Below are 22329 nucleotides of genomic sequence, written 5' to 3'. Positions count from 1 at the left end.
CACGCGCTGACACGTGCGCCCCGGGCGCGGGACCCTCCCGACTGTGCGTACGGACAACAATCTCGCCATACGGAAGTCGAGGCCTTAACGCTTGGGAGGCGGGGAACTACGCTGGGTTTACGAAATGCCGGGCGCCTATGCCCCGGCGGCGTCTGCGTTCCGCGTGTGACGAGGGGTGGCGCATGTCCAGGGAGCTCCGCGAGCCCAATGAGAAGCTCGGCGCCGTGCTCGCCCTGGCGGGCATCAGCAACGCCGGGCTGGCCCGGCGGGTGAACGACCTCGGCGCGCAGCGCGGCCTGACGCTCCGGTACGACAAGACGTCGGTGGCCCGGTGGGTGTCGAAGGGGATGGTGCCGCAGGGCGCGGCGCCCCATCTGATCGCCGCGGCCATCGGGGCGAAGCTGGGGCGTCCGGTGCCGTTGCACGAGATCGGCCTGGCGGACGCGGACCCGGCGCCGGAGGTCGGACTGTCGTTCCCGCGCGAAGTGGGGGCGGCGGTGCGGTCGGCCACCGATCTGTACCGGCTGGACCTGGCGGGGCGGCGCGGGGGCGGCGGGATCTGGCAGTCGCTGGCCGGTTCGTTCGCCGTGTCGGCGTACGCGACGCCGGCCTCGCGCTGGCTGATATCGCCCGCCGACAGTTCCGTGGCGCGCGAGCCGGGCGGGGCGGGGGTGGCGCGGGAGGCGGCGGAGGCCGCCGTGGCGGCCGGCCCCGCGGCGCCGGCCCGGCAGAGCCCGGGCACCGCACACTCCCCGCGGGAACCGGGCGCCGGGGCGGGCGGCACGGCGGGTACGGGAGCCCCGGCCCCGAACGCGGTACCCCCGAACGCGCCGACGCCGGGCACCGCGACGCCGGGCGTGCCGGTGCCCGGCGTGCCGACGCCGGGCACCACGACGCCGGGCACCACGACGGCGGCCGGCGGCATCCCGGACGCCTCCCCGCAGCGCGTCGGGCACAGCGACGTGGCCAAGCTGCGCGAGGCCGCCGAGGACGCCCGCCGCTGGGACTCCAAGTACGGCGGCGGCGACTGGCGTTCCTCGATGGTGCCGGAGTGCCTGCGCGTGGACGCCGCGCCGCTGCTGCTGGGCTCCTATACGGACGAGGTGGGCCGCGCGCTGTTCGGTGCGACCGCCGAGCTGACCCGGCTGGCCGGGTGGATGGCGTTCGACACCGGCCAGCAGGAGGCCGCCCAGCGCTACTACATCCAGGCGCTGCGGCTGGCCCGCGCGGCCGCCGACGTGCCGCTCGGCGGGTACGTCCTCGCCTCGATGTCCCTCCAGGCCACCTACCGGGACCACCCCGACGAAGGCGTGGACCTCGCGCAGGCGGCGGTGGAACGCAACCGCGGGCTGGCCACCGCCCGCACCATGAGCTTCTTCCGGCTCGTGGAGGCCCGGGCGCACGCGAAGGCGGGTGATTCGGCGGCCGCCGGGTCCGCGCTGCGGGCGGCCGAGGGGTGGCTGGAGCGTGCCCGGGACGGCGACCCGGACCCCACCTGGCTGGGTTTCTACTCGTACGACCGTTTCGCGGCGGATGCGGCGGAATGCTACCGGGACCTCAAACTCCCCCGGCAGGTGCGCCGCTTCACCGAGCAGGCCCTGTCCCGCCCCACGGAGGAGTACGTGCGCTCCCACGGGCTGCGCCTGGTGGTGAGCGCGGTCGCCGAGCTGGAGTCGGGCAACCTCGACGCGGCGTGCGCGGCGGGCACCCGGGCGGTGGAGGTCGCGGGCCGGATCTCCTCGGCCCGGACGAACGAGTACGTACGGGACCTGCTGCACCGGCTGGAACCGTACGGGGACGAACCGCGCGTCGCGGAGCTGCGCGAACGGGCCCGGCCGCTGCTGGTGACACCCGCGTAGCCGCGCTGTCGGTGGCGGGGTGCAGTATGCAGGGGTGGGAGGTGTCGGCTTGGGCGGCGGCGTGGGCATGGGCGTGGGCGTGGACTGTGACGTGCTGGTGATCGGCGGCGGGATCGTCGGTCTGTCGACAGCGCATGCCTTGTCGCGCCTGGCTCCGGGCACCCGGGTGACCGTCCTGGAGAAGGAAGCCGGCCCCGCCCGGCACCAGACGGGCCGCAACAGCGGCGTGATCCACAGCGGCATCTACTACCGCCCGGGCTCGTTGAAGGCGCGATTCGCGGTGCGCGGGGCGGCCGAGATGGTCAAGTTCTGCGCGGAGTACGGCATCGCGCACGAGGTGACCGGGAAGCTGATCGTCGCCACCGAGCGGGAGGAGCTGCCGCGGCTGCACGCGCTGGTGCAGCGGGGTCGCGAAAACGGCATCCCGGTGCGGGAGCTGGGCCCGGCGCAGATCGCGGAGTACGAGCCGGAGGTACGCGGCCTGGCCGCGATCCACGTCGGCACGACCGGGATCGTGGGCTACGGGCAGGTCACGGCGCAGCTCGCGGAGTCCTCGGGTGCGCAGATCGTCTACGGCGGGGCGGTGGACCTGATCTCGCGCCGCCCGGCCGGCGTCGCGGTCCGTACGACGGCCGGCGCGGTGGTGCGCTCCCGGGTGCTGGTGAACTGCGCGGGCCTGCAGTGCGACCGGATCGCCCGGCTGGCCGGCGACGAACCCGGGATGCGGATCATCCCGTTCCGGGGCGAGTACTACGACCTGGCCCGGCCATCGCTGGTGCGCGGCCTGGTCTACCCGGTGCCGGATCCGGCGTTCCCGTTCCTCGGGGTGCACCTGACCCGGGGCATCGGGGGCGGGGTCCACGTCGGGCCGAACGCGGTGCCGGCCCTCGCGCGGGAGGGGTACGGCTGGGGCACGGCCTCGCCGCGGGACCTCGCCGACGAGCTGGCCTGGCCGGGGTCCTGGCGGATGGCCGCGCGGCACTGGCGGTACGGAGCAGGGGAGATCCGCCGCTCCCTGTCGAAGCGGGCCTTCACCGAGGCGGTACGGCGCCTGCTGCCGGAGGTCTCCTCGGCGGACCTGGTCCCGGCGGCGGCCGGGGTGCGGGCGCAGGCCGTCCTGCGGGACGGGACGCTGGTGGACGACTTCCTGATCCGGGAGGCGCCCCGCACGGTGCACGTCCTGAACGCACCCTCACCGGCGGCGACCGCGTCCCTGCCGATCGGGCGCGAGGTCGCCCGCCGCGCCCTGGCGGCCCTCGCGGCGGTCTGACCCGCGGCAGCGGCCCGGCACGCCTGACGCCGCACGCCCGACCACCCCCGACCCGGCACACCCGACCCCGCACGCCTCATCACGCCTCACCACGCCTGACGTCGCTCGACGGGAGCGGTCGCCCGCCGACGCGGAGCGGGCTCGTGCCCGGGTCGTAGAATCGGCACATTGTGTCTGAGTCCCTGAACCCCCAGCCGCCGAGCGCCAGCGCCCCCGCAGAGGGCGCCGCCTCGTACACGCCCCCGAAGTGGCGCACCGAGCCCCGCTTCCCCGACGGGCCCGCCCCCGACCCGGCCGGCTCGCACCACGAGCGCCGCATCCGCAGCTTCCAGCCGCGGCGCAGCCGGGTGACCACCGGTCAGGGCGAGGCCTTGAAGCGGCTCTGGGGCACTTGGGGCCTGGACATCGACGGCCACGAGGTCATCGACCTCAAGGCCATGTTCGACGGCCTCCCGGTCGTCCTGGAGATCGGCTTCGGCATGGGCGAGGCCACCGCCCAGATGGCCGCCGCCGACCCGGACACCGGCATCCTCGCCGCCGACGTTCACACCCCCGGCCAGGGCAACCTCCTCGCGCTGGCCGAGCGGAACGGGCTGACCAACGTCCGCGTGGCCAACGGCGACGCCATCATCCTGCTCCGCGAGATGCTGCCGCCGGACTCCCTCGCCGGGCTGCGCGTCTACTTCCCCGACCCCTGGCCCAAGGCCCGCCACCACAAGCGGCGCCTGATCCAGCCGGAGTTCCTCGACCTGGCCGCCACCCGCCTGGCCCCGGGCGCCATCCTGCACTGCGCGACCGACTGGGAGCCGTACGCCGAGCAGATGCTCGAAGTGCTCAGCGCGCACCCGCGGTTCGAAAACACGCAGCCCGAGGGCGGTTTCGCGCCCCGCCCCGACTTCCGCCCCCTGACCCGCTTCGAGGGCCAGGGCCTCGACAAGGGGCACGTCGTACACGACTTGCTCTTCCGTCGCACGGAGAACTGAGCGACAACCGACCGAACGGGAAACGTCACTCCCCGTGTCAGAGCGGCTCGCTAGGGTGATGACGTGGTGTACCGAGCGCTCTCAGGTGTGCTCGCACGTCCGTCGGACCCGGTCCGGACGCGCGTGCTCGTCGTCCTGCTCGCCGCGCCCGGCGTCGCGATCCTCGAACTCGTACGGCAGCAGACCGGCACGGCCGGCTTCTGCGTGGGGCTCGCACTGGCCGTGCTGCCGGTGCCGCCGCTCATGGCGGCGTTCCGGTGGCTCGGCCGCGCCGCGCCGGGCCCCTGGCGGCAGTTGCTGCTCTGCTGCGGCTGGGGAGCCTGCGCCGCGGCGCTGATGGCCATACTGGCCAACAGCTTCGCCACCCAGTGGATAGCCGCGGCCACCGCCGACCCCTCCGATGCCGACCAGCTCGGCTCGGTGGTGATCGCCCCCGTGGTCGAGGAAAGCGCCAAAGCGGCGGCCCTGCTGCTGGTCTTCGTGTTCAGGAGACGACGGCTGGCCGGGCCCGCCGACGGCTTCGTCATCGCCGGTTTCACCGCCACCGGCTTCGCCTTCACCGAGAACATCCTCTACTTGGGCAACGCCTTCGACGAGGACCTGGCCGACGGTACCGGCGTGCTCGACTCCGTCACGGCGGCGACCTTCTTCGTACGGATAGTGCTCTCGCCGTTCGCGCACCCGCTGTTCACGGTGCTCACCGGACTCGGTTTCGGGCTGGCCGCGCTCAGCCGCCGCAGGCGCGGCCGGATCGGCCTGCCGCTGCTCGGACTGGCCGCCGCCATGGGCCTGCACGCGTTGTGGAACAGCTCCTCCCGCTACGGGGAGTACGGGTTCTACGTGGTCTACGGCTGCGTGATGGTCCCGGCGTTCGGCCTGCTGCTGTGGCTGGCCGTGCGGATACGGCAGCGCCGGCTGCGGGCCGTCGCCGCCGAGCTGGCGGTGTACGCGGCCGCGGGCTGGCTCGGTCCGGCGGAGGTCCCGGCCCTGGCTTCGATCCCGGCCCGCTCGCTGGCGCGTTCCCTGGCCCGGCGCACCGGTGGCCGGGCCGCGGGCAGAGCCGTCGCCCTGTACGAGGCGGACGCGGCCGCCCTGGCCCTCCTGCGCCACCTCGCCCGCCGCGGCGGCCCCGTCCGGGAGCGTGACTTCGTGCTGCACGAGCGGGAGTTGCTGCGCGGCCTGTGGCTGCGCCGGGCGACCGCGGGGCCCGCCCTCTCCCGGGCGGCGGTGATGGAGGAACTCCTGCCGCCGTGGTTCGACCCCGTCCCGGTACCGGCCCGTCCGGGCGTCGTACCGAGCCCCAGGCCGGCGCAGGCCAGGTCCCCGGGCGCCGGCACCCCGGACACCCGGACGGTGTCTAGACGTTCAGGCCCTTGTCGGTCAGCCACGCCAGCGGGTCCATGGTGGAGCCGCCCCGGCGTACTTCCAGGTGGAGATGGGCGCCGGTGACGTTGCCGGTCGCACCGACCCGGCCGATGGTGTCACCCGCACCGACCGGGCCGGAGGTCACCGACATCGAGGACAGGTGGCAGTACCAGATCTCCGTGCCGTCATCGAGGCGGAGCACGATCCGGTAGCCGTACGCGCCGGACCAGCCCGCGGAGATGACGGTCCCGCCGCCCACGGCCTTGACGGGGGTGCCGGTCGGTGCGGCGAAGTCGAGGCCGGTGTGGTGGCCGGAGGACCACATGGAGCCGGAGTCGCCGTAGTGGGAGGTGAGGGTGTAGGCGGAGGTCGGCAGGGCGTAGACCCCGGCGGCCTTCGCCGCCGCGCCGCCCGCGCGGGCCGCTCCGGCTTCGGCCCCGGCCGCCTCCTGCGCGGCGGCAGCCTTCTCCGCGGCCGCCTTCCGGGCCGTTTCCTTCTCCGCCGCCGCCCGCGCTTCCGCCGCCGCCCGGGCCTCGTCGGCCGCCTTCTGGGCCGCCTCCCGCTGCGCCTTGGCCTCCTGGGCGGCCGCCTCGCGCGCCACCCGCTCGGCTTCCGCCCGCGCCTGGTTCTCGGCGGCGTCCTGCTGCGACTCGGCCTGCTGGAGGATCCGGTGGCGCAGCGCCTCGCCGGCGTCGGCGTGCCCGAGACCCTGCGCCGCGGCCGGCGCGTCCGCCACGGCGGCGTGGCCTCCGCCCTGTCCGCTACCGCCGCCGCCCAGCAGATCCGGCAACGAGGGCAGGGACACGGCGGCTTGGGGCCGGTCCTGAGCGGTGGCCATGCCGCCCGCGCCGACCGCCGCTATGACGCCGACGCCGAGCACGGTCGAGCTGCGGGCCAGTCCGCCGCGCGGCTTGGCCACCCGGTGCTTGCCGCGGACCGGGCGGGCCGAGTCCTCGGTCGGGTTCCACTCGCCCCAGGCGCCGGCGGTGGGCGTCTCCTGGATGTCGGTGCCTTCGTGGGCAGGCGAGTTGGAGGCCACGGGGGCACACTCCTCATGAGCGGGAACGCGCACGGCGCCGTCTCTTGCGACGGCTGGGACGACCGCGCTGCGTTATCGAACGGTAATAGACTCGGGGGAGTGATTCCAAGCTGTAGCGATTGATCGTTAATCCCAATCGGCCACCCCCCGCACGGCTTTGGCCTGGACATTAAACCCAATAATGATCATCTCGGGCAAATTTCGGGACAGGGGCAGTCACTTCACGCCACAGCGGCCGAACGGCGCCCCACGCGGAGCCCTCACGCAAGGACGCCGGTCCCCTACGGAGAGCGATCACAGCACCTCGGAACCGGACCTCCACACCGGGGCGCCACCGCCTACACACCGGTGCGCGGCACCACCGGCACCGTGCGGCGGCGCTCCGGCTGGCCCTGCGCCGGGCGGCCCACGGCCAGCAGCGCCATGTCGTCCGTGGCTCTCCCGCCCGTGTGCCGGTGTACGTCGTCGGCCAGCGCGGCCAGCAGCTCGTCCGGCCCCGAGAAGACCCGGCCACGCAGCCGGGCCGCCGGATCGTAGAACTCCCCCGCCGCGTCCCGGGCCTCCGTCAGCCCGTCCGTGTACAGCAACAGCGTGCTGCCCGCCGGGAAGGGCCACTCGTCCGTCCGGTCGGGCCAGCCGCCCAGCTCCCCCATCCCCAGCGGCAGCGCGGGTTCGCTCGGCGCGAGCACCAGGAGACGGCCGTCCGGATGGAGCAGCAGCGGCTCGGGGTGCCCCCGGTTGACGGTCCGCAGCACCGCCGCGTCCGGCGGGACCTCCCCCAGCACGCCCGTCGTGAACCCCTCCACCGCGTCGAGGCGCTCGCGCCGCACGCCCTCACGGGCCAGGGCCCGTTCCAGCCGCCGCGCGAGCGCCTCCAGCGTCGGCTCGGTCTCCGCCGCCTCCCGGAAGGCGCCGAGCACCACCGCCACGGCCTCCACCGCCTCCAGCCCCTTGCCCCGCACGTCGCCCACCACCAGCCGCACCCCGTACGGGGTGTCCTGCACGGCGTAGAGGTCCCCGCCGATGAAGGCGTCGGCCTGCGCGGCCTCGTACCGGGCGGCCACCTGCAACCCCCCGATCCGCTCGGCCGGCACCGGCAGCACGGCCCGCTGGGCGGCCTCGGCGATCTCACGCGCCGAGGCGAGCCGTTCACCGCTGCGCCGCACGACCCGGTTGATCAGCAACGCCAGCCCGGACACGGTGATCACGGTCGCCACCTCCGTCAGCGCCTCTGCCCGCCAGCCGGTGTCGGCGCCGCCGCGCAGCACGACGACGGCGAGCGAGGCGGCACATCCCGTCAGCGCGGTCGTCCTGAACGAGAAGAGCGGAGCCGCGATCAGCGGGGCGGCGGAGAAGAACGGCGAGCCCGTGTAGCTCGGCGGCGAGGTCAGGTCGAAGACGAACCCCAGGGCGAGCAGCACGAACGGCAGCGTCCGGACCACCCGCCGGGCCGTACCGCCACCGGAGCCCGTCGCGCGCCCCTCGCTGCCCTGCCGGCTCCGCCCCGCCACGTCGCTCTCCTGCCGCCCGGTCCCTCGCGGGGCGCGGGCCCACTGCCGCCTCGCCCCCCAAGGCTCGCGCCGGGCAACCCCGTACGGCGACCCGGCCGGGCCGTCCGGGTGACGGCGACGGGGAACGACGAAGGCCCGGCTCCCCAAGGGGAACCGGGCCTTCGTACGGAGTAGCGGGGGCAGGATTTGAACCTACGACCTCTGGGTTATGAGCCCAGCGAGCTACCGAGCTGCTCCACCCCGCGTCGGTAAACACAACTCTACGTCATTCGGGGGACAGCTCCCGCCAATTAGCCTCCGCAACCCCTCTCAACCACCTATCACCGCAGGTCAGAGCCGTATAGAAAGCTTTCGGCGGCCCCGATCACCCCTCCCCGGGACGCCGAACACCGCTCGGCCGGACACGACTTCCCACCCCAGCCGCCCGTCACCACCCCCCACGGGACACCGCCGGGTGCCACTCCGGTCGATACCCGATCGGCCTCGCGCCCCTCTGCGGCTATGCTCTGGGGTGAGCACGCCGAGGGCCATTAGCTCAATTGGCAGAGCAGCGGACTTTTAATCCGTTGGTTGTCGGTTCGAGTCCGACATGGCCTACTGCTCGACGCAGCGCCCCGTCCGGTCCACACCGGGCGGGGCGCTGCGTCGTTTCCCGGCACCTGCGGGGCGCGGGAACGGGCTCGGCCCCCGCAGCACCGGGGTGCTGCGGGGGCCGAGCCTGGGTCAGGGGGCCGTCAGGCCTTAGCCGTTGCGCTTCCAGCGGGGCTTGTCGTCACGACGGCCGCCGAAGGAACCGGTGGAACCGGAGCCGGAGGGGCGGTTGTCGTCACGGCGGCCGTAGGGGCGGTCGCCGCCGCCGGAGCGGAAGCCACCGGACGGGCGGTCGTCACGGCGGAAGCCACCGGAGGGACGGTCGTCGCGGCGGAAGCCACCACGGTCACCGCCACGCTCGCCACCGCGGTCGTCACGGTTGAAACCACCCGACGGACGGTCATCACGACGGAAACCACCGGACGGACGGTCACCACCGGAACGGAACCCACCCGACGGACGGTCATCGCGGCGGAAGCCACCACGGTCACCGCCACGCTCGCCACCGCGGTCGTCACGGTTGAAACCACCCGACGGACGGTCATCACGACGGAAACCACCGGACGGACGGTCACCACCGGAACGGAACCCACCCGACGGACGGTTATCGCGGCGGAAGCCACCACGGTCACCGCCACGCTCGCCACCGCGGTCGTCACGGTTGAAACCACCCGACGGACGGTCATCACGACGGAAACCACCGGACGGACGGTCACCACCGGAACGGAACCCACCCGACGGACGGTCATCGCGGCGGAAGCCACCACGGTCACCGCCACGCTCGCCACCGCGGTCGTCACGACGGTTGTCGCGACGCTCGTAGTTGCCACGCTCGTCACGGCTCTGGAAGGCCGGACGCTCCTCGACGACCGGCTCGGCCGCGACGGCGGCCGCGACCTCGGCGACGGCGGCCTCGGCCACCTCGGCGACAGCGGCCTCCGGGTCCTCGCCGCGCTCACGGGCGGAACGGGCGACGAGGCGGTCGGCCTCCTCGCGCAGCTCGGCGGCGCGACGGGTCGCGCGCTCCAGCTGCTTGGTGAGGTCGGCGACCTCGCGCTCGGCCTGCTTGGCGGCGTTGTTCGCGGAGTCGGCCTGGACCTGCGTCAGCGAACGCGCACCGGTGATCTCGGCGACCTCGGGGTCGAAGGCACCGACGCCCTGGACGATGTGGCGCGAGGCGTCGACGCCCGCGTCCTCCATCAGGCGGAAGATCTGGCGGCGCTGGTGCGGGAGCGCCAGCGACACGACGACACCGGACTTGCCGGCGCGGGCGGTACGGCCCGAGCGGTGCAGGTAGTCCTTGTGGTCACCGGCCGGGTCCACGTTCAGGACCAGGTCGATGCCGTCGACGTGGATGCCGCGGGCGGCGACGTCGGTGGCGACGAGCGCGTTGACGTAGCCGTCCTTGAAGTCGGCGAGGACGCGGGTACGGGCGCCCTGCGTCATGCCGCCGTGCAGCGCGTCGGCCTTCACGCCGGCCTCGATGAGCTGCTCGGCGATGCGGTCGGCGCCCAGCTGGGTGCGGACGAAGATGATGGTGCGGCCCTTGCGGGCGGCGATGGCGGCCGTGACCGGCGCCTTGTCCTTCGGCTTCACGACGAGCACGTGGTGCGTCATGGTCGTGACGTTGCCCTGGGCGCTGTCGACCTCGTGCGTGACGGGGTTGGACAGGTAGCGCTTGACCAGGGTGCCGATCTCGTTCTCCATGGTGGCGGAGAAGAGCATGCGCTGGCCGCCGCCGGGGATCTGGTCGAGCAGCTCGGTGACCTCGGGCAGGAAGCCCAGGTCGGCCATCTGGTCGGCCTCGTCGAGGACGGCGATCTTGACGTTCTCCAGGGAGCAGGCGCCGCGGTTGATGATGTCGCGCAGGCGGCCGGGGGTGGCGACGAGGACGTCGACACCGCGCTCCAGGGCGTAGATCTGGTTGCCCATGGAGGTACCGCCGCAGACGACCTTCATCTTGAGGCCGAGGACGTCGCCGTAGGGCTGGAGGGCGTCCGCGACCTGCATCGCGAGCTCACGCGTCGGCGTGAGGATGATCGCGCGGGGCTTCTTCTTCTCGGTGTGCCCGCCGGCCAGGGAGGCCAGGGTCGGCAGACCGAAGGAGAGGGTCTTGCCGGAGCCGGTGCGGCCACGGCCGAGGATGTCCTTGCCGGCCAGGGCGTCCGGGATCGTCGCGGCCTGGATCGGGAAGGGGGCGGTGACACCGTTCTGGGCGAGCTTGCGCACGATGCCCTCGGGCAGACCGAGGTCGCCGAAGGTGATGGTGGGCTCGGCGTCGCCGGAGGCGGCGTCGGAGGACTGGTCGGTCGTCACATCAGCCTCAAGAGCCTCGATGATGTCGTTCGCCTCGGCGGCCTCGATGGCCTCGGTGACCACAAGGGCCTCAACGGCGTCGACGATCTCGTTGGAGTCGTTCTCGGGCATGACGGCACGGTCAGAACTGGAAATGGACATGCGAAATGCGAAACCTTCCGGAGTCTCGGCACGCGCCCAAACTCCGTGAATCGCAAATCGACCGCCTCAATGCGGTCAGCCACGGCTAGGGAGAGTACGCGCCACACGGCGCTCTTCGGATTCGGCGCCGGGCAATGGGATCAAACGATCTATAACCATACGCACCCTCCCCGGGGTCTGGCAAGTTTCCCCCGAAGAAAGGTTCTGACCTGCGACGATGAGCCGGGGCCGAGTACGGTCGACCCGGCTACTGCGCCGCCGACGTGCTCGGCTCGGGCTGCGGGGAACTGGTGGGCGTCGGAGTGGGTTCCGTCACAGGCGGGCTGCTGGGTGACGGCGTGGGCGGCGTCACGACGGGCCCGCCGGACCCCGACCCCGACCCGCCCGAACCGGAACCGCCCCCGGCTCCCGACCCGCCCCCCGACGGCACCTGCGACCCCTGCCCGCCCGCTCCGCCGCCCGGCCCGGCCGACGGCGAGGGCACCCCGGGCTTCCCCGCCGGCGCACCCGGGCTCGGCGAGGCCCCGGCCCCGCCGGCGGCCTTCCCCGGCTCCCCGGGCTTGCCCGGCGCGTTGCCGACCGCGTCCTTCGTACCGTGGCCGTCGCCGTGCACCCCGGACCCCCGCCCGGTGGTGGTGCCCCCGACGGCGGTGAGGCCCTTGTCGCCCGCCGAGGAGGAAGGACCGGGCTTGGCGGCGTCCTCGCCGACGCTCATGCAGCCGGCCGACGCCGCGACCGCGAGCACGGCGGCGGCCAGTCGGAGGGAAGCGGACAACTGGCGCACGGGGCACCTCCGGAAGGGGACGGGGAGCACGGCCCGCACCGGGCGGGTCAATGTGCCCAACTCCCTTTACCCCATAAGAGACACGCCCTCAGGCGAACAGCGCTCGCGCCACCTGCGACCCGAGGTGTACGGACCCGAGCCCCACCAGCACCGAGGCCGCCACGTTGGCCGCGGCCAGGAACCTCCAGCCGCGCTCGGCCAGCCGCAGCGTCTCGTACGAGAACGTCGAGTACGTGCTGAGCGCCCCGCACAGCCCCGTGCCGAGCAGCAGACCGAGCCGCGAGGAGGCCGCCCCGGTCAGCAGCGCCCCCGTCAACAGGCCGAGCACCAGGCAGGCTCCGGCGTTCACCACGAAGGTCCCCCACGGGAAGACCGAGTCGTGCCGGGCCTGCACGGCCCGGTCGGTGAGGTAGCGCAGCGGGGCCCCGACCACCGCGCCCGTGACCACGAGCAGCCAGTTCACCCGCGCCCCCGCACGGCGAGACGGGTCACCGACGCCGCCGCCCAGACCGCCCCCAGCGCGGCCACCACCGTCAACGCGGCGTACCCGAGCGCGGTGCCGGCCGCCCCCTCGTCCAGCAGCCGCGAGACCTCGACCGCGTAAGTGGAGAAGGTGGTGAAGCCGCCCAGCACCCCCACCCCCAAGAAGGGCCGGACCAACGGGTGCGGCGGCGTCCGGCCGCCCTCGCTGATGAGCACCATGAGCACGCCGATCAGCGCGCAGCCCACCACGTTGGTCCAGAAGGTGGCCCACGGAAAGGCCCCGGGACCGGCCGGCCAGAGCAGGGCGAGCCCGTACCGCGACGACGCGCCCACGGCCCCGCCCGCCGCGACGGCGGCGAGCACCCGCCCCTGCGGCTCGGTGCGCTGCCCCGGCACATGGAGGTCGACGTCCGGGTCGATGGCCTCGACGCCGCGGACCGGCCGGGTCATCCGTACCCCAGGTCGTGGAGTCGCTCGTCGTCGATGCCGAAGTGGTGGGCGATCTCGTGCACGACCGTGACCTCCGTCTCCGCGACCACGCTCTCCCTGTCCTCGCACATCCGCAAGGTGGGGTTGCGGTAGATCGTGATGCGGTCGGGGAGGACCCCGGCGTACCACTCTCCGCGGTCGGTGAGGGGGGTGCCCTCGTAGAGACCGAGCAGCTCCGGGTCCTGCGCGGGCGGCTCGTCCTCGACGAAGACCGCCACGTTGTCCATGAGTCGGGTGAGCTCGGGAGGGATCCGGTCCAGGGCCTCTGCGACGAGTTCCTCGAACTCCTCGCGCGTCATCTCCAGCACCCGGTCATTGTCCCTCGGGGACACTCGCGGAAACCGTTTTGGCGATAGGTCCCGACATCCCATATGCTTCTCACGTCCCCGACGCGCTGAAAAGTGCCCGGCGGGCCTTTAGCCCTCATCGTCTAGTGGCCCAGGACGCCGCCCTTTCAAGGCGGTAGCACGGGTTCGAATCCCGTTGGGGGTACGCAACACCATGTGCAAGACTTGTTCTTGCACAAACCAGGTCCTGTGGAGCAGTTGGTTAGCTCGCCACCCTGTCAAGGTGGAGGTCGCGGGTTCAAGTCCCGTCAGGATCGCTGAGGCTGGAAACAGTCTCGTGGCTGGGTAGCTCAGTTGGTACGAGCGATCGCCTGAAAAGCGATAGGTCGCCGGTTCGACCCCGGCCCCAGCCACCACACGGAAGGCCCCGTCCCTCGGACGGGGCCTTCCTGCGTCACCCGGCCGCCTCCCGGGCCTCCCGGGCCTTGCGGCGCCACCGCGCCAGAGCGGCCGCCGGTGCTCCTACGGCGACCAGCGCCAGCACCGCCCGGTCCGGTACGGCCCGCGCCACCGACTGCACCCACCGCTCGACGGCGAACGAGTCGTCCACGTCCAGCAGCCCGGGCAGGGCGCTCGCCCCGTCGTACAGCAGGAACAGCGCGCCCAGGGTGATGAAGAACAGCCCGGACAGCAGCGAGGTGGTGTGCAGCCGGAGCCGGCCGCACCGGACGGTCCGCCCGCGCAGCCAGCGCCGGCCGCCCAGGTCGAAGCGCTCCCACAGCAGCGCCAGCAGGAACAGCGGCACCGCCATGCCCAGCGCGTACACCGCCAGCAGCAGTCCCCCGTAGACCGGGCTGCCGCTGACCGCCGCCACCGTCAGCACGCTGCCCAGGATCGGCCCGGCGCAGAACCCGGCCAGTCCGTAGACCGCGCCCAGCGCGTACACCGACAGGGCGGTGGTCGGCCGGATCCGCCCCGAGAGCCGCGCGGCCCGCTTGGAGGCGAAGCCGAGGCCCAGGATCTGGGCGAGACCGAGCGCGACGATCAGCCAGCCACCGGCCAGGACGAGCCCGTCCCGGTGGCCGTGGAAGAACCGGCCCGCGTACGAACCGGCCGCGCCCAGCGGTACGAGGGTGCTCGCGAGGCCCGCGTAGAAGATCCCGGTCCGGGCCAGCAGCCGGGAGGCGGAGTCGATCGAGTACGCGAAGAAGGCGGGCAGCAGCAGCGCACTGCAGGGGCTGAGCAGCGCCAGCAGGCCGCCCAGCAGGGCGGCGAGGTATCCGATGCCGTTCACTTCGAGACCTGCGCCCGGGCCTTGGCGCGGGCGATCGCCGCTTCGAAGGCGTCGAGCGGCTGCGCGCCGGCCAGGGGCTCTCCGTTGACCAGGAAGGACGGCGTGGAGGCGACCCCGATGCGGTAGCCCTCCTCCTGGTCCGTGCGCAGGGCGGCCGAGGCCTCCGCGCCGGCCATGTCCTGCCGGAACCGGTCGAGGTCGGGTACGCCGGCCACGCGGGCCAGCTCGGTCAGGCGTTCCTCGCCGAAGCCCTTCTCCTTGGACCCTTCGGCGTACGCGGCCGCGTGGAACTGCGCGAACCGGTCCTGCCGGCCCGCGGCCCAGGCGGCTTTCGCGGCGGCCTCCGACTCGGCGCCGAAGATCGGGAAGTTGCGCCACTCGATGCGCAGGGTGCCGTCCTCGACGTACTTGCGCATCAGCGCGGGTTCGGTGTCGCGGGCGAACTTGCCGCAGTAGCCGCACTTGAAGTCGGAGTACTCGATCAGCACCACGGGAGCGTCGGCGCGCCCGGCGGCCAGCTTGTCGCCGGTGTCCCGGCGGGCGAGCGCCGCCAGCGGGTCCGGGGCCCCGGCGGGTCCGGGCGCGGAGGCCGCCGGAGAGGAGGCGGGCGCGTCCCGGTCCGCGGTGGCCTGCCAGGACACGATCCCGAGGGTGATCGCGGCGAGGGCGGTGGCGGCGGAGTACAGCAGGGGCTTGCGGGAGGGTGCGGAAGGCATACGGGTGCTCCAGAGCGGTGGTACGGGTGGTGTGGGGGACCGGCGTGGGGGCCGGTCCGCTACACCCGCATCACGGACAGCTCCGGCGGTCCCGGTGCGGGGCGGTCCGGGCCGCGTACGCGCACTCCCGCCGGCAGCGTCCGTCCGGCGGTGTCCGGCCCGGCCGGGAGCCGGACCGCCGGGGCGCAGGCGTGGTCCCGCCCGTCGCGCGGCGGCACGGCGGGGGCCTGACCGTGGTCCCCGGCGCCGGGCGCGCAGGCCGGGCCCCGGCCCTCGTCCGCCACGGCGGCGGCCTCCGCGTCCCGCACTGCGGCGGAAGCGGTTCGAGCCGTGGCGACCACGGAAGCGGTTCGAGCCGCGGACGCCGTGGGATGCGCAGGGGCCCCGGACGCCCCGGTGGCCCCCGGCGCCGTCGTCGCCTGCAGCACCGCGAGCACGGCGCCGAGCAGCCACCACACTCCACGGGCGCGGGACATGGCGGGCCTCTCACTCGCGGAACGATGGGTTTAAGGTGATCTCGTCCCGAAATGGTACGGGTAGGTGCGACAAATGCGTTCGCCACCCGACGCTCCCGGGTGAGATCCTCGATCAGGTATGTCTACTTCCTTCGCCGCCCTGCAGACGCTTCTCGGTGAGATCCCCCTCCGTGACGCGCACCGCCTCGGCCGCCGCCTCGAAGGCGCCCGCCGCATCCGCAAGCCCGAGGCCAAGCAGGCCGTGCTCGACGAGATCGCCGCGGAGGCCGAGAAGGCCGCCGCGCGTCTGGCCGACCGTGCCTCGCGCAGACCTGCGGTCACGTATCCCGAGAACCTTCCCGTCAGCCAGAAGAAGGACGAGATCGCCGAGGCGATACGCGACCACCAGGTCGTGATCGTCGCGGGCGAGACCGGCTCCGGCAAGACCACCCAGATCCCCAAGATCTGCATGGAGCTCGGCCGCGGTGTCCGGGGCATGATCGGCCACACCCAGCCCCGCCGGATCGCCGCCCGCACCGTCGCGGAGCGCATCGCCGAGGAGCTGAGGTCCGAGATCGGGCAGACCGTCGGCTGGAAGGTCCGCTTCACCGACCAGGTGGACCAGGACGCCACTTTCGTGAAGCTGATGACGGACGGCATCCTGCTCGCCGAGATCCAGACGGACCGCGAGCTGCGCGCGTACGACACGATCATCATCGACGAGGCGCACGAGCGGTCCCTGAACATCGACTTCCTGCTGGGCTACCTCTCCCAGCTGCTGCCGAAGCGTCCCGACCTCAAGGTCGTGATCACCTCGGCGACCATCGACCCGCAGCGCTTCTCCCGCCACTTCGGGGACGCGCCGATCGTGGAGGTCAGCGGCCGTACGTACCCGGTGGAGGTGCGCTACCGGCCGCTGCTGGAGGAAGCCGACGAGGACGCTGCGGACGCCGACCGCGACCAGATCACCGCGATCTGCGAAGCCGTCGACGAGCTCCAGTCCGAGGGCCCGGGCGACATCCTCGTGTTCCTCTCCGGCGAGCGCGAGATCCGCGACACGGCGGACGCGCTGAACAAGCGGAACCTCAGGTTCACCGAGGTCCTGCCCCTCTACGCCCGCCTCTCGCACGCCGAACAGCACCGCGTGTTCCAGCAGCACACGGGCCGGCGGATCGTCCTCGCGACCAACGTCGCCGAGACCTCCCTCACCGTCCCCGGCATCAAGTACGTGATCGACCCGGGCACCGCCCGGATCTCCCGCTACAGCCACCGCACCAAGGTGCAGCGGCTCCCCATCGAGCGGATCTCGCAGGCCAGCGCCAACCAGCGCAAGGGCCGCTGCGGCCGTACGTCCGACGGCATCTGCATCCGGCTGTACTCCGAGGACGACTTCAACGCCCGCCCGGAGTTCACCGACGCCGAGATCCTGCGCACCAACCTGGCCTCCGTCATCCTGCAGATGACCGCGGCCGGCCTCGGCGAAATCGAGAAGTTCCCCTTCATCGACCCGCCGGACCACCGCAACATCCGCGACGGCGTCCAGCTCCTCCAGGAGCTCGGCGCGCTCGACCCGTCCGAGAAGGACGCGCGCAAGCGGCTCACGCCGATGGGCCGCCAGCTCTCCCAGCTGCCGGTCGACCCGCGCCTGGCCCGCATGGTCGTCGAGGCGGACAAGAACAACTGCGTCCGCGAGGTCATGGTCATCGCGGCGGCCCTGTCCATCCAGGACCCCCGCGAGCGGCCCTCGGACAAGCAGACGCAGGCCGACCAGAACCACGCCCGCTTCAAGGACGAGACGAGCGACTTCCTGTCGTTCCTGAACATGTGGCGCTACATCCGCGAACAGCAGAAGGAGCGCGGCTCCTCGTCCTTCCGCCGGATGTGCAAGCAGGAGTACCTGAACTTCCTGCGGATTCGCGAATGGCAGGACATCTACTCGCAGCTGCGCACGGTCGCCAAGACGATGGGCATCCACGTCAACGAAGCGGACGCCCCCGAGCACAGCGTCCACGTCTCGCTGCTGGCCGGTCTGCTCTCGCACATCGGGCTCAAGGACACCGACAAGAACGAGTACCTCGGGGCCCGCGGCGCCAAGTTCGCGGTCTTCCCCGGTTCGGCGCTGTTCAAGAAGCAGCCCCGGTTCCTGATGTCCGCGGAGCTGGTGGAGACCTCCCGCCTGTGGGCCCGGGTGAACGCCAAGGTGGAGCCGGAGTGGGTGGAACCGCTCGCGCAGCACCTGATCAAGCGCACGTACAGCGAGCCGCACTGGGAGAAGGACCAGGCCGCCGTGATGGCGTACGAGAAGGTCACGCTGTACGGAGTACCGATCGTCGCCCAGCGGAAGATCAACTACGGCCGGATCGACCCCGAGGTCTCGCGGGAGCTGTTCATCCGCAACGCGCTGGTCGAGGGCGACTGGCGCACCCACCACAAGTTCTACGCCGACAACCGCAAGCTCCTCACCGAGGTGGAGGAGCTGGAGAACCGGGCGCGGCGCCGGGACATCGTCGTGGACGACGAGACCCTGTTCGACTTCTACGACCAGCGCATCCCCGAGCACGTGGTGTCGGGGGCGCACTTCGACTCCTGGTGGAAGCACAAGAAGCGCGAGGAGCCCGAACTCCTCGACTTCGAGCGCGAGATGCTGCTGACGGAGAAGGCCGCCGGGGTCACCAAGGCGGACTACCCGGACACCTGGCGGCAGGGGCAGCTGAAGTTCCGGGTGACGTACCAGTTCGAACCGGGTGCGGACGCGGACGGCGTGACCGTGCACATCCCGCTCCAGGTGCTGAACCAGGTCACCGACGAGGGCTTCGACTGGCAGATCCCGGGTCTGCGGGAAGAGGTCGTCACCGAGCTGATCCGCTCGCTGCCCAAGCCGATCCGTCGGCACTACGTACCCGCGCCGAACTTCGCGGCCCGTTTCCTGGCGACGGCTCAGCCCCTCCAGGAGCCGCTGCACGTGACGCTGGCCCGCGAGCTGCACCGGATGGTCGGGGTACCGGTCTCGGCCGAGGACTTCGACCTGAGCCGCATCCCGGACCACTTGAAGATCACCTTCCGGATCGTCGACGAGCGGCGCAAGAAGCTGGCCGAGGCCAAGGACCTGGAGGCGCTGCGCCTCCAGCTGCGGCCGAAGGCCCGTCAGGCGCTGTCCCAGGCCGCGGCGGCCACGGCCGAGCGGGCGGGCGGGGAGTCGGTGGAGCGGACCGGGCTGACGGACTGGACGATCGGGACGCTGAGCAAGGTCTTCGAGACCCGGCGCGCGGGGCAGCCGGTGAAGGCCTACCCGGCGCTGGTGGACGCGGGGGAAAGCGTGTCCGTACGGCTCTTCGACACCGAGGCCGAGCAGCAGCGGGCGATGTGGCTCGGCACCCGGAAGCTGATCCTCCTCGGCATCCCGGTCAACCCGGCCAAGTTCGCCTCGGACAAGCTGACCAACCAGCAGAAGCTGGCCCTCTCGCGGAACCCGCACGGCTCGGTCCAGGCGCTCTTCGACGACTGCGCGACCGCGGCGACGGACAAGCTGATCGCCGACCACGGCGGCCCGGCATGGGACGAGGCCGGCTTCCGGAAGCTGTTCGACGCCGTTCGGTCCGATCTGGTGGACACCACCGTCCGGACCGTCGGGCAGGTGCAGCAGATCCTGGCGGCCTGGCAGGCCTGCGAGCGGCGCGTGAAGTCCACCAACAGCCTGGCGCTGATGGCGAACGTCCAAGACGTGAAGGCGCAGTTGGCGGCGCTGATGCCGGCCGGCTTCGTGACGCTGACGGGGCTGCGGCGCCTCCCGGACCTGATGCGGTACCTGGTGGCGATCGACCGGCGGCTCCAGCAGATGCCCACGGCCGTCCAGCGGGACACCACCCGCATGGAGAAGGTCCACGAGATGCGGGACGAGTACCTGTGGCTGCTGGAGCAGCTGCCCAAGGGCCGTCCGGTGCCGGAGGCGGTCACCGAGATCCGCTGGATGATCGAAGAACTGCGGGTCAGTTACTTCGCGCACGCGCTCGGCACGGCGTACCCGATCTCCGACAAGCGGATCGTGAAGGCGGTGGACGCCGCGGCCCCCTGATCGGTTCGACTGCACCCCCTGAGCTGCTGTACAGTCTGATTCGCAGCCGCCCACCGGGCAGCGCGCATCGAGGACCTGTGGAGCAGTTGGTTAGCTCGCCACCCTGTCAAGGTGGAGGTCGCGGGTTCAAGTCCCGTCAGGTTCGCAGAAACGTCAGGGCCCGCATCCCCCAGGGGATGCGGGCCCTGACGCGTTGTCGGGTCCGGGTGCACGGCGCTGCGGCTCCTGCCGCGGGAGGGCGGCCCGCAGTGCCCGAGGACGGCGGGGAACGGCGGGGAACGGCGGGGGCCGGCCCTGAACGCCTGGGAGTGCCGAAACGGCCGTGAACGCCGCCGGGAGGGCTCGTGGGGATCTTCGGGCGCCCGGAGCGCCGTACGGGCCCCTCCCGGGGCCTGGCGCGCGCAGGGGGCGGACGAGCGGCGTCGCGCTCCCGGACCGCCCCTTCGTGTGAGGCCGGCGAGGGTGACACGTCCCCTTGCGGGTGCATTGCCGGATGTACAAGGGACATCAACTGTGACGGGTGTCACCCCATGAGTTTTCGGGAGTCGTACTTTTATCACACTCATATGCCGACTCAATTTAATATGTGCAATGGCACCTGCCCGGCCGGATCCTCGGACGCCGGCGATTCGGGCCCCTGCTGCGCGCCTTCCGGGCACAAAAAAGATCGCGCTGGACCCGGCGGAGTCCAGCGCGATCGAACGGCGAAACCTGTTGGGGCAGGTTCCACCGTTTGAAGCCTTGTGGGTTTCATCGGATTGGGGGATCCGTTTCATGCCCTCCCCCGGCCGTCAGCCGGGAGCTGCCCCCAAAGGGAATGGGGGTGGTGCTGCGAGCCTCAGGCCTCGCTGCGCTGCTGCGGAATTCCCGCGAGCAGTGCGCGGACCTCAGCCTCGCGGTAACGGCGGTGTCCACCCAGGGTGCGGATGGACGTGAGCTTGCCAGCCTTGGCCCAGCGGGTGACCGTCTTCGGGTCCACGCGGAACATCGTGGCAACCTCAGCCGGGGTCAGCAGCGGCTCGGCATCAGGGGTGCGAGCGGTCATGAGCGGCCTCCTCGGGAGAACCGAACCATCTCGGTTCTTTCCTCTAAATTCTGCACCTTGGCCCACGTTGCCCGAAATGGACACACGCAGGCCGAGTCGGTTATAGGACGAACGGCTTGTCCTCGGCACTACAACTACACCATCCGTCCAGCCTCGACGGCCAAACCGATGGAATTGCCCTCCGAGGTGTTCATCAGCGGCGGAAGCCGATGGACCGTCCCATAACGGACAGTCACCCCACTGTGACGATCAGTCACAGAGCGATCAGGAGTCGTCAGACCCCCCGTAGAGTGCAATACCGAGCATTCCGCCCAAAGTTGGGTGGAAGGAACCCTCCCCGGACTCCTTGTCCTATTTTGGCACGAGGGTAGGGGAAGGGCGCAAGGGTGTGGTTAGTGCGGTCCGTCACGCTTGAGTCAATGGCCCGGATCGGGACGTAGGTCCTGGAACAAAGACCCAAATGCCGCGATCAAGCCGCTGATCTGCGTTTTATGGCCGATCGGACGATACGGGTGACCCGGCGGCCTCCGCTAGGGACATTCCGGGCCGGTTCGGCCGATGCCGCCCCCGGAGGCAGGTCCGGCGGGCGGAACGGACACCTCCACCCGCTTCCGGGGCCGGTTGCGACCCGCCCGGTCCGCCGGATCCCGTCCGGGCGGACCTCCGGACCTGCCCTAGTTCGCGAACAGTCGCTCCCGGACCGCCTTCCAGCGCTCCGCCAGGTCCGTGTACGCGTCGGTCGCGCCCTCCGCGTCCCCCGCCCGCAGCGCCGCGATGCCCATCGCCAGGTCACGGGCCGAGCGGTCGCCGGCCAGGGCGGCCTCCGGCAGCGCGTGCAGCAGCCCGCCGTAGTCCAGCTCCACCATCGAGCGCGGGTGGAACTCCTCCAGCCAGCTCCCGACCTCCACCAGCCCCTCCGCGAGCATCCCGTAGCCCTCGGCGGCCCGCAGCGTCCGCAGCCCGCGCGCCAGCCGCCGCCTGGCCTGCACCATCGGCGTCCGGTAGCGCAGCCGCTCGCCCGGCAGGTACTCCCGCTCCTCGTCCGCCACCAGCACGAACCACCGCAGCGGGACCTGCCACACGGCGGTGCGGATCCACGGCCGCCCGTCCGGGTTCCGCTCCCGCCAGGCCTCGTACTCCTCGGCCGCCCGGCGGCGGGCCGACGGCGGCAGCGCCGCGTCCAGCACCGGACGGGGGAACTCCGCCTCCAGCTCCTGGAGCGCCAGCCAGCCGCGCAGCCTGGTCCGCCACGGGCAGACCAGCAGCACCCCGTCCCGCTCCGCCGTGAACGCGTCCCCGCTCTCGTGCGCCGGGACCCCGACCACCGGAACCCGGACCAGGTCCGACAGCGACCTGCGCAGTTCGTCCTGGGCGGTCGGGGCGTCCCCGCGCTTGGCGTAGCCGGACCAGTGCGCCCGTTCGGCCACGGGGAAGGCCGCCAGGGGCTCGTAGACCCGCAGGTAGGACGCGTACGGCACGGTCGGACCGGTGCGGGCGGAAGGCAGTCGGCGCTCGGGGGATTCGCTCACGTTCTCGTACTCCCCCGACCTGCCCGGCCGTACTCCGGACGAGGGTCCCCAGGTCACGCATAACACGGGAGTGTTCCGATCTACGGACGGGGAGTTCCCA

At 72.3% G+C, this 22329-nt stretch carries 17 protein-coding genes and 6 tRNA genes; 10 read left to right on the top strand and 13 right to left on the bottom strand.

The annotated features are described in order from the left end of the window. The first annotated feature begins 182 nt into the window (after positions 1-182). The 4 genes from OHA81_RS17065 (at position 183) to OHA81_RS17050 (ending at position 5561) form a co-directional block, all read left to right on the top strand. On the top strand, positions 183-1859 hold the full coding sequence (locus tag OHA81_RS17065; RefSeq protein ID WP_329196927.1) for a sporulation protein: 1677 nt from the start codon (positions 183-185) through the stop codon (positions 1857-1859). A gap of 67 nt (positions 1860-1926) precedes the next feature. Next, entirely contained in the window at positions 1927-3129 is a 1203-nt protein-coding gene (lhgO, locus tag OHA81_RS17060) for an L-2-hydroxyglutarate oxidase (RefSeq protein WP_329202337.1), read from the top strand. A 170-nt stretch (positions 3130-3299) separates the two neighbouring features. Continuing rightward, complete coding sequence (trmB, locus tag OHA81_RS17055; RefSeq protein WP_443056564.1) at positions 3300-4112, top strand: tRNA (guanosine(46)-N7)-methyltransferase TrmB; 813 nt, start codon at positions 3300-3302, stop codon at positions 4110-4112. 66 nt (positions 4113-4178) lie between these two features. Next, positions 4179-5561 carry a PrsW family intramembrane metalloprotease gene (locus OHA81_RS17050; protein WP_329202333.1) on the top strand — a complete coding sequence of 461 codons (1383 nt, stop codon included), beginning with the start codon at positions 4179-4181 and terminating at the stop codon, positions 5559-5561. Here the strand turns inward: OHA81_RS17050 and OHA81_RS17045 are convergent. From OHA81_RS17045 to OHA81_RS17035, 3 genes are all read right to left on the bottom strand, one after another. Continuing rightward, entirely contained in the window at positions 5470-6516 is a 1047-nt protein-coding gene (locus OHA81_RS17045) for a M23 family metallopeptidase (protein ID WP_443056563.1), read from the bottom strand. The two genes, OHA81_RS17050 and OHA81_RS17045, sit on opposite strands and share 92 nt — an antisense overlap. Before the next feature lie 338 nt (positions 6517-6854). Next, a complete protein-coding gene (locus OHA81_RS17040; RefSeq protein WP_329196925.1) occupies positions 6855-8027 on the bottom strand; it encodes a PP2C family protein-serine/threonine phosphatase in 1173 nt (390 codons plus the stop codon). Between the two features lie 171 nt (positions 8028-8198). After that, positions 8199-8272: transfer RNA gene (locus OHA81_RS17035), tRNA-Met, on the bottom strand. A gap of 279 nt (positions 8273-8551) precedes the next feature. Between OHA81_RS17035 and OHA81_RS17030 the strand changes: the two genes are divergently transcribed. Further along, a tRNA-Lys gene (locus tag OHA81_RS17030) sits at positions 8552-8624 on the top strand. 144 nt (positions 8625-8768) lie between these two features. On the opposite strand, the gene OHA81_RS17025 is transcribed toward OHA81_RS17030, so the two are convergent. From OHA81_RS17025 to OHA81_RS17005, 5 genes are all read right to left on the bottom strand, one after another. Next, a complete protein-coding gene (locus OHA81_RS17025; protein ID WP_329196923.1) occupies positions 8769-11075 on the bottom strand; it encodes a DEAD/DEAH box helicase in 2307 nt (768 codons plus the stop codon). 247 nt (positions 11076-11322) lie between these two features. Continuing rightward, positions 11323-11859, bottom strand: a complete 537-nt coding sequence (locus OHA81_RS17020; RefSeq protein WP_329196921.1) for a hypothetical protein — start codon at positions 11857-11859, stop codon at positions 11323-11325. Positions 11860-11947: 88 nt separating this feature from the next. Beyond that, on the bottom strand, positions 11948-12322 hold the full coding sequence (locus OHA81_RS17015) for a fluoride efflux transporter FluC (protein WP_329196919.1): 375 nt from the start codon (positions 12320-12322) through the stop codon (positions 11948-11950). Then, entirely contained in the window at positions 12319-12792 is a 474-nt protein-coding gene (locus OHA81_RS17010) for a FluC/FEX family fluoride channel (RefSeq protein WP_329196917.1), read from the bottom strand. The genes OHA81_RS17015 and OHA81_RS17010 overlap by 4 nt, the downstream gene beginning before the upstream one ends. After that, entirely contained in the window at positions 12789-13139 is a 351-nt protein-coding gene (locus OHA81_RS17005) for a metallopeptidase family protein (protein ID WP_190185446.1), read from the bottom strand. Before OHA81_RS17005 ends, OHA81_RS17010 begins: the two co-directional genes overlap by 4 nt. A gap of 111 nt (positions 13140-13250) precedes the next feature. Here OHA81_RS17005 and OHA81_RS17000 point away from each other — a divergent pair. The 3 genes from OHA81_RS17000 to OHA81_RS16990 all read left to right on the top strand — a co-directional run bounded on the left by OHA81_RS17000 (position 13251) and on the right by OHA81_RS16990 (position 13534). Then, positions 13251-13323, top strand: a tRNA-Glu gene (locus OHA81_RS17000). 38 nt (positions 13324-13361) lie between these two features. Further along, positions 13362-13435, top strand: a tRNA-Asp gene (locus tag OHA81_RS16995). A 22-nt stretch (positions 13436-13457) separates the two neighbouring features. Next, positions 13458-13534 (top strand) — tRNA-Phe (locus tag OHA81_RS16990). A gap of 38 nt (positions 13535-13572) precedes the next feature. On the opposite strand, the gene OHA81_RS16985 is transcribed toward OHA81_RS16990, so the two are convergent. The 3 genes from OHA81_RS16985 to OHA81_RS16975 are packed head-to-tail and all read right to left on the bottom strand — an operon-like array spanning position 13573 to position 15604. After that, positions 13573-14412 (bottom strand): cytochrome c biogenesis CcdA family protein, encoded by an 840-nt coding sequence (locus OHA81_RS16985; RefSeq protein WP_329196915.1) that lies wholly within the window; start codon positions 14410-14412, stop codon positions 13573-13575. Continuing rightward, a complete protein-coding gene (locus OHA81_RS16980; protein ID WP_329196913.1) occupies positions 14409-15128 on the bottom strand; it encodes a DsbA family protein in 720 nt (239 codons plus the stop codon). The genes OHA81_RS16985 and OHA81_RS16980 overlap by 4 nt, the downstream gene beginning before the upstream one ends. 59 nt (positions 15129-15187) lie before the next feature. Then, positions 15188-15604: a hypothetical protein gene (locus OHA81_RS16975; protein ID WP_329196911.1), complete on the bottom strand. Its 417-nt coding sequence runs from the start codon at positions 15602-15604 to the stop codon at positions 15188-15190. A gap of 118 nt (positions 15605-15722) precedes the next feature. Here OHA81_RS16975 and hrpA point away from each other — a divergent pair, with 118 nt between their 5' ends. Continuing rightward, positions 15723-19655 (top strand): ATP-dependent RNA helicase HrpA, encoded by a 3933-nt coding sequence (gene hrpA / locus OHA81_RS16970; RefSeq protein ID WP_329196909.1) that lies wholly within the window; start codon positions 15723-15725, stop codon positions 19653-19655. A 71-nt stretch (positions 19656-19726) separates the two neighbouring features. Next, positions 19727-19800 (top strand) — tRNA-Asp (locus tag OHA81_RS16965). 693 nt (positions 19801-20493) lie between these two features. Here the strand turns inward: OHA81_RS16965 and bldC are convergent. Then, on the bottom strand, positions 20494-20700 hold the full coding sequence (gene bldC / locus OHA81_RS16960; RefSeq protein WP_003949541.1) for a developmental transcriptional regulator BldC: 207 nt from the start codon (positions 20698-20700) through the stop codon (positions 20494-20496). 674 nt (positions 20701-21374) lie between these two features. Next, a complete protein-coding gene (locus tag OHA81_RS16955) occupies positions 21375-22229 on the bottom strand; it encodes a hypothetical protein (protein ID WP_329196908.1) in 855 nt (284 codons plus the stop codon). Positions 22230-22329 lie beyond the last annotated feature (100 nt).

This window comes from Streptomyces sp. NBC_00667, from assembly GCF_036226825.1.
Taxonomy (GTDB): domain Bacteria; phylum Actinomycetota; class Actinomycetes; order Streptomycetales; family Streptomycetaceae; genus Streptomyces.
Note: the sequence above shows the minus strand (reverse complement) of the source record. Positions and strands in the feature narration are given on the sequence as shown.

Excerpts from the sequence above, each read along its gene's own strand:
- OHA81_RS16980 (WP_329196913.1), bottom strand. The coding sequence starts at position 15,128 with ATGCCTTCCGCACCCTCCCGCAAGCCCCTGCTGTACTCCGCCGCCACC.
- lhgO (WP_329202337.1), top strand. The coding sequence starts at position 1,927 with ATGGGCGTGGGCGTGGACTGTGACGTGCTGGTGATCGGCGGCGGGATC.
- OHA81_RS16975 (WP_329196911.1), bottom strand. The coding sequence starts at position 15,604 with ATGTCCCGCGCCCGTGGAGTGTGGTGGCTGCTCGGCGCCGTGCTCGCG.
- OHA81_RS17065 (WP_329196927.1), top strand. The coding sequence starts at position 183 with ATGTCCAGGGAGCTCCGCGAGCCCAATGAGAAGCTCGGCGCCGTGCTC.
- OHA81_RS17010 (WP_329196917.1), bottom strand. The coding sequence starts at position 12,792 with ATGACCCGGCCGGTCCGCGGCGTCGAGGCCATCGACCCGGACGTCGAC.
- hrpA (WP_329196909.1), top strand. The coding sequence starts at position 15,723 with ATGTCTACTTCCTTCGCCGCCCTGCAGACGCTTCTCGGTGAGATCCCC.
- OHA81_RS17025 (WP_329196923.1), bottom strand. The coding sequence starts at position 11,075 with ATGTCCATTTCCAGTTCTGACCGTGCCGTCATGCCCGAGAACGACTCC.
- bldC (WP_003949541.1), bottom strand. The coding sequence starts at position 20,700 with ATGACCGCTCGCACCCCTGATGCCGAGCCGCTGCTGACCCCGGCTGAG.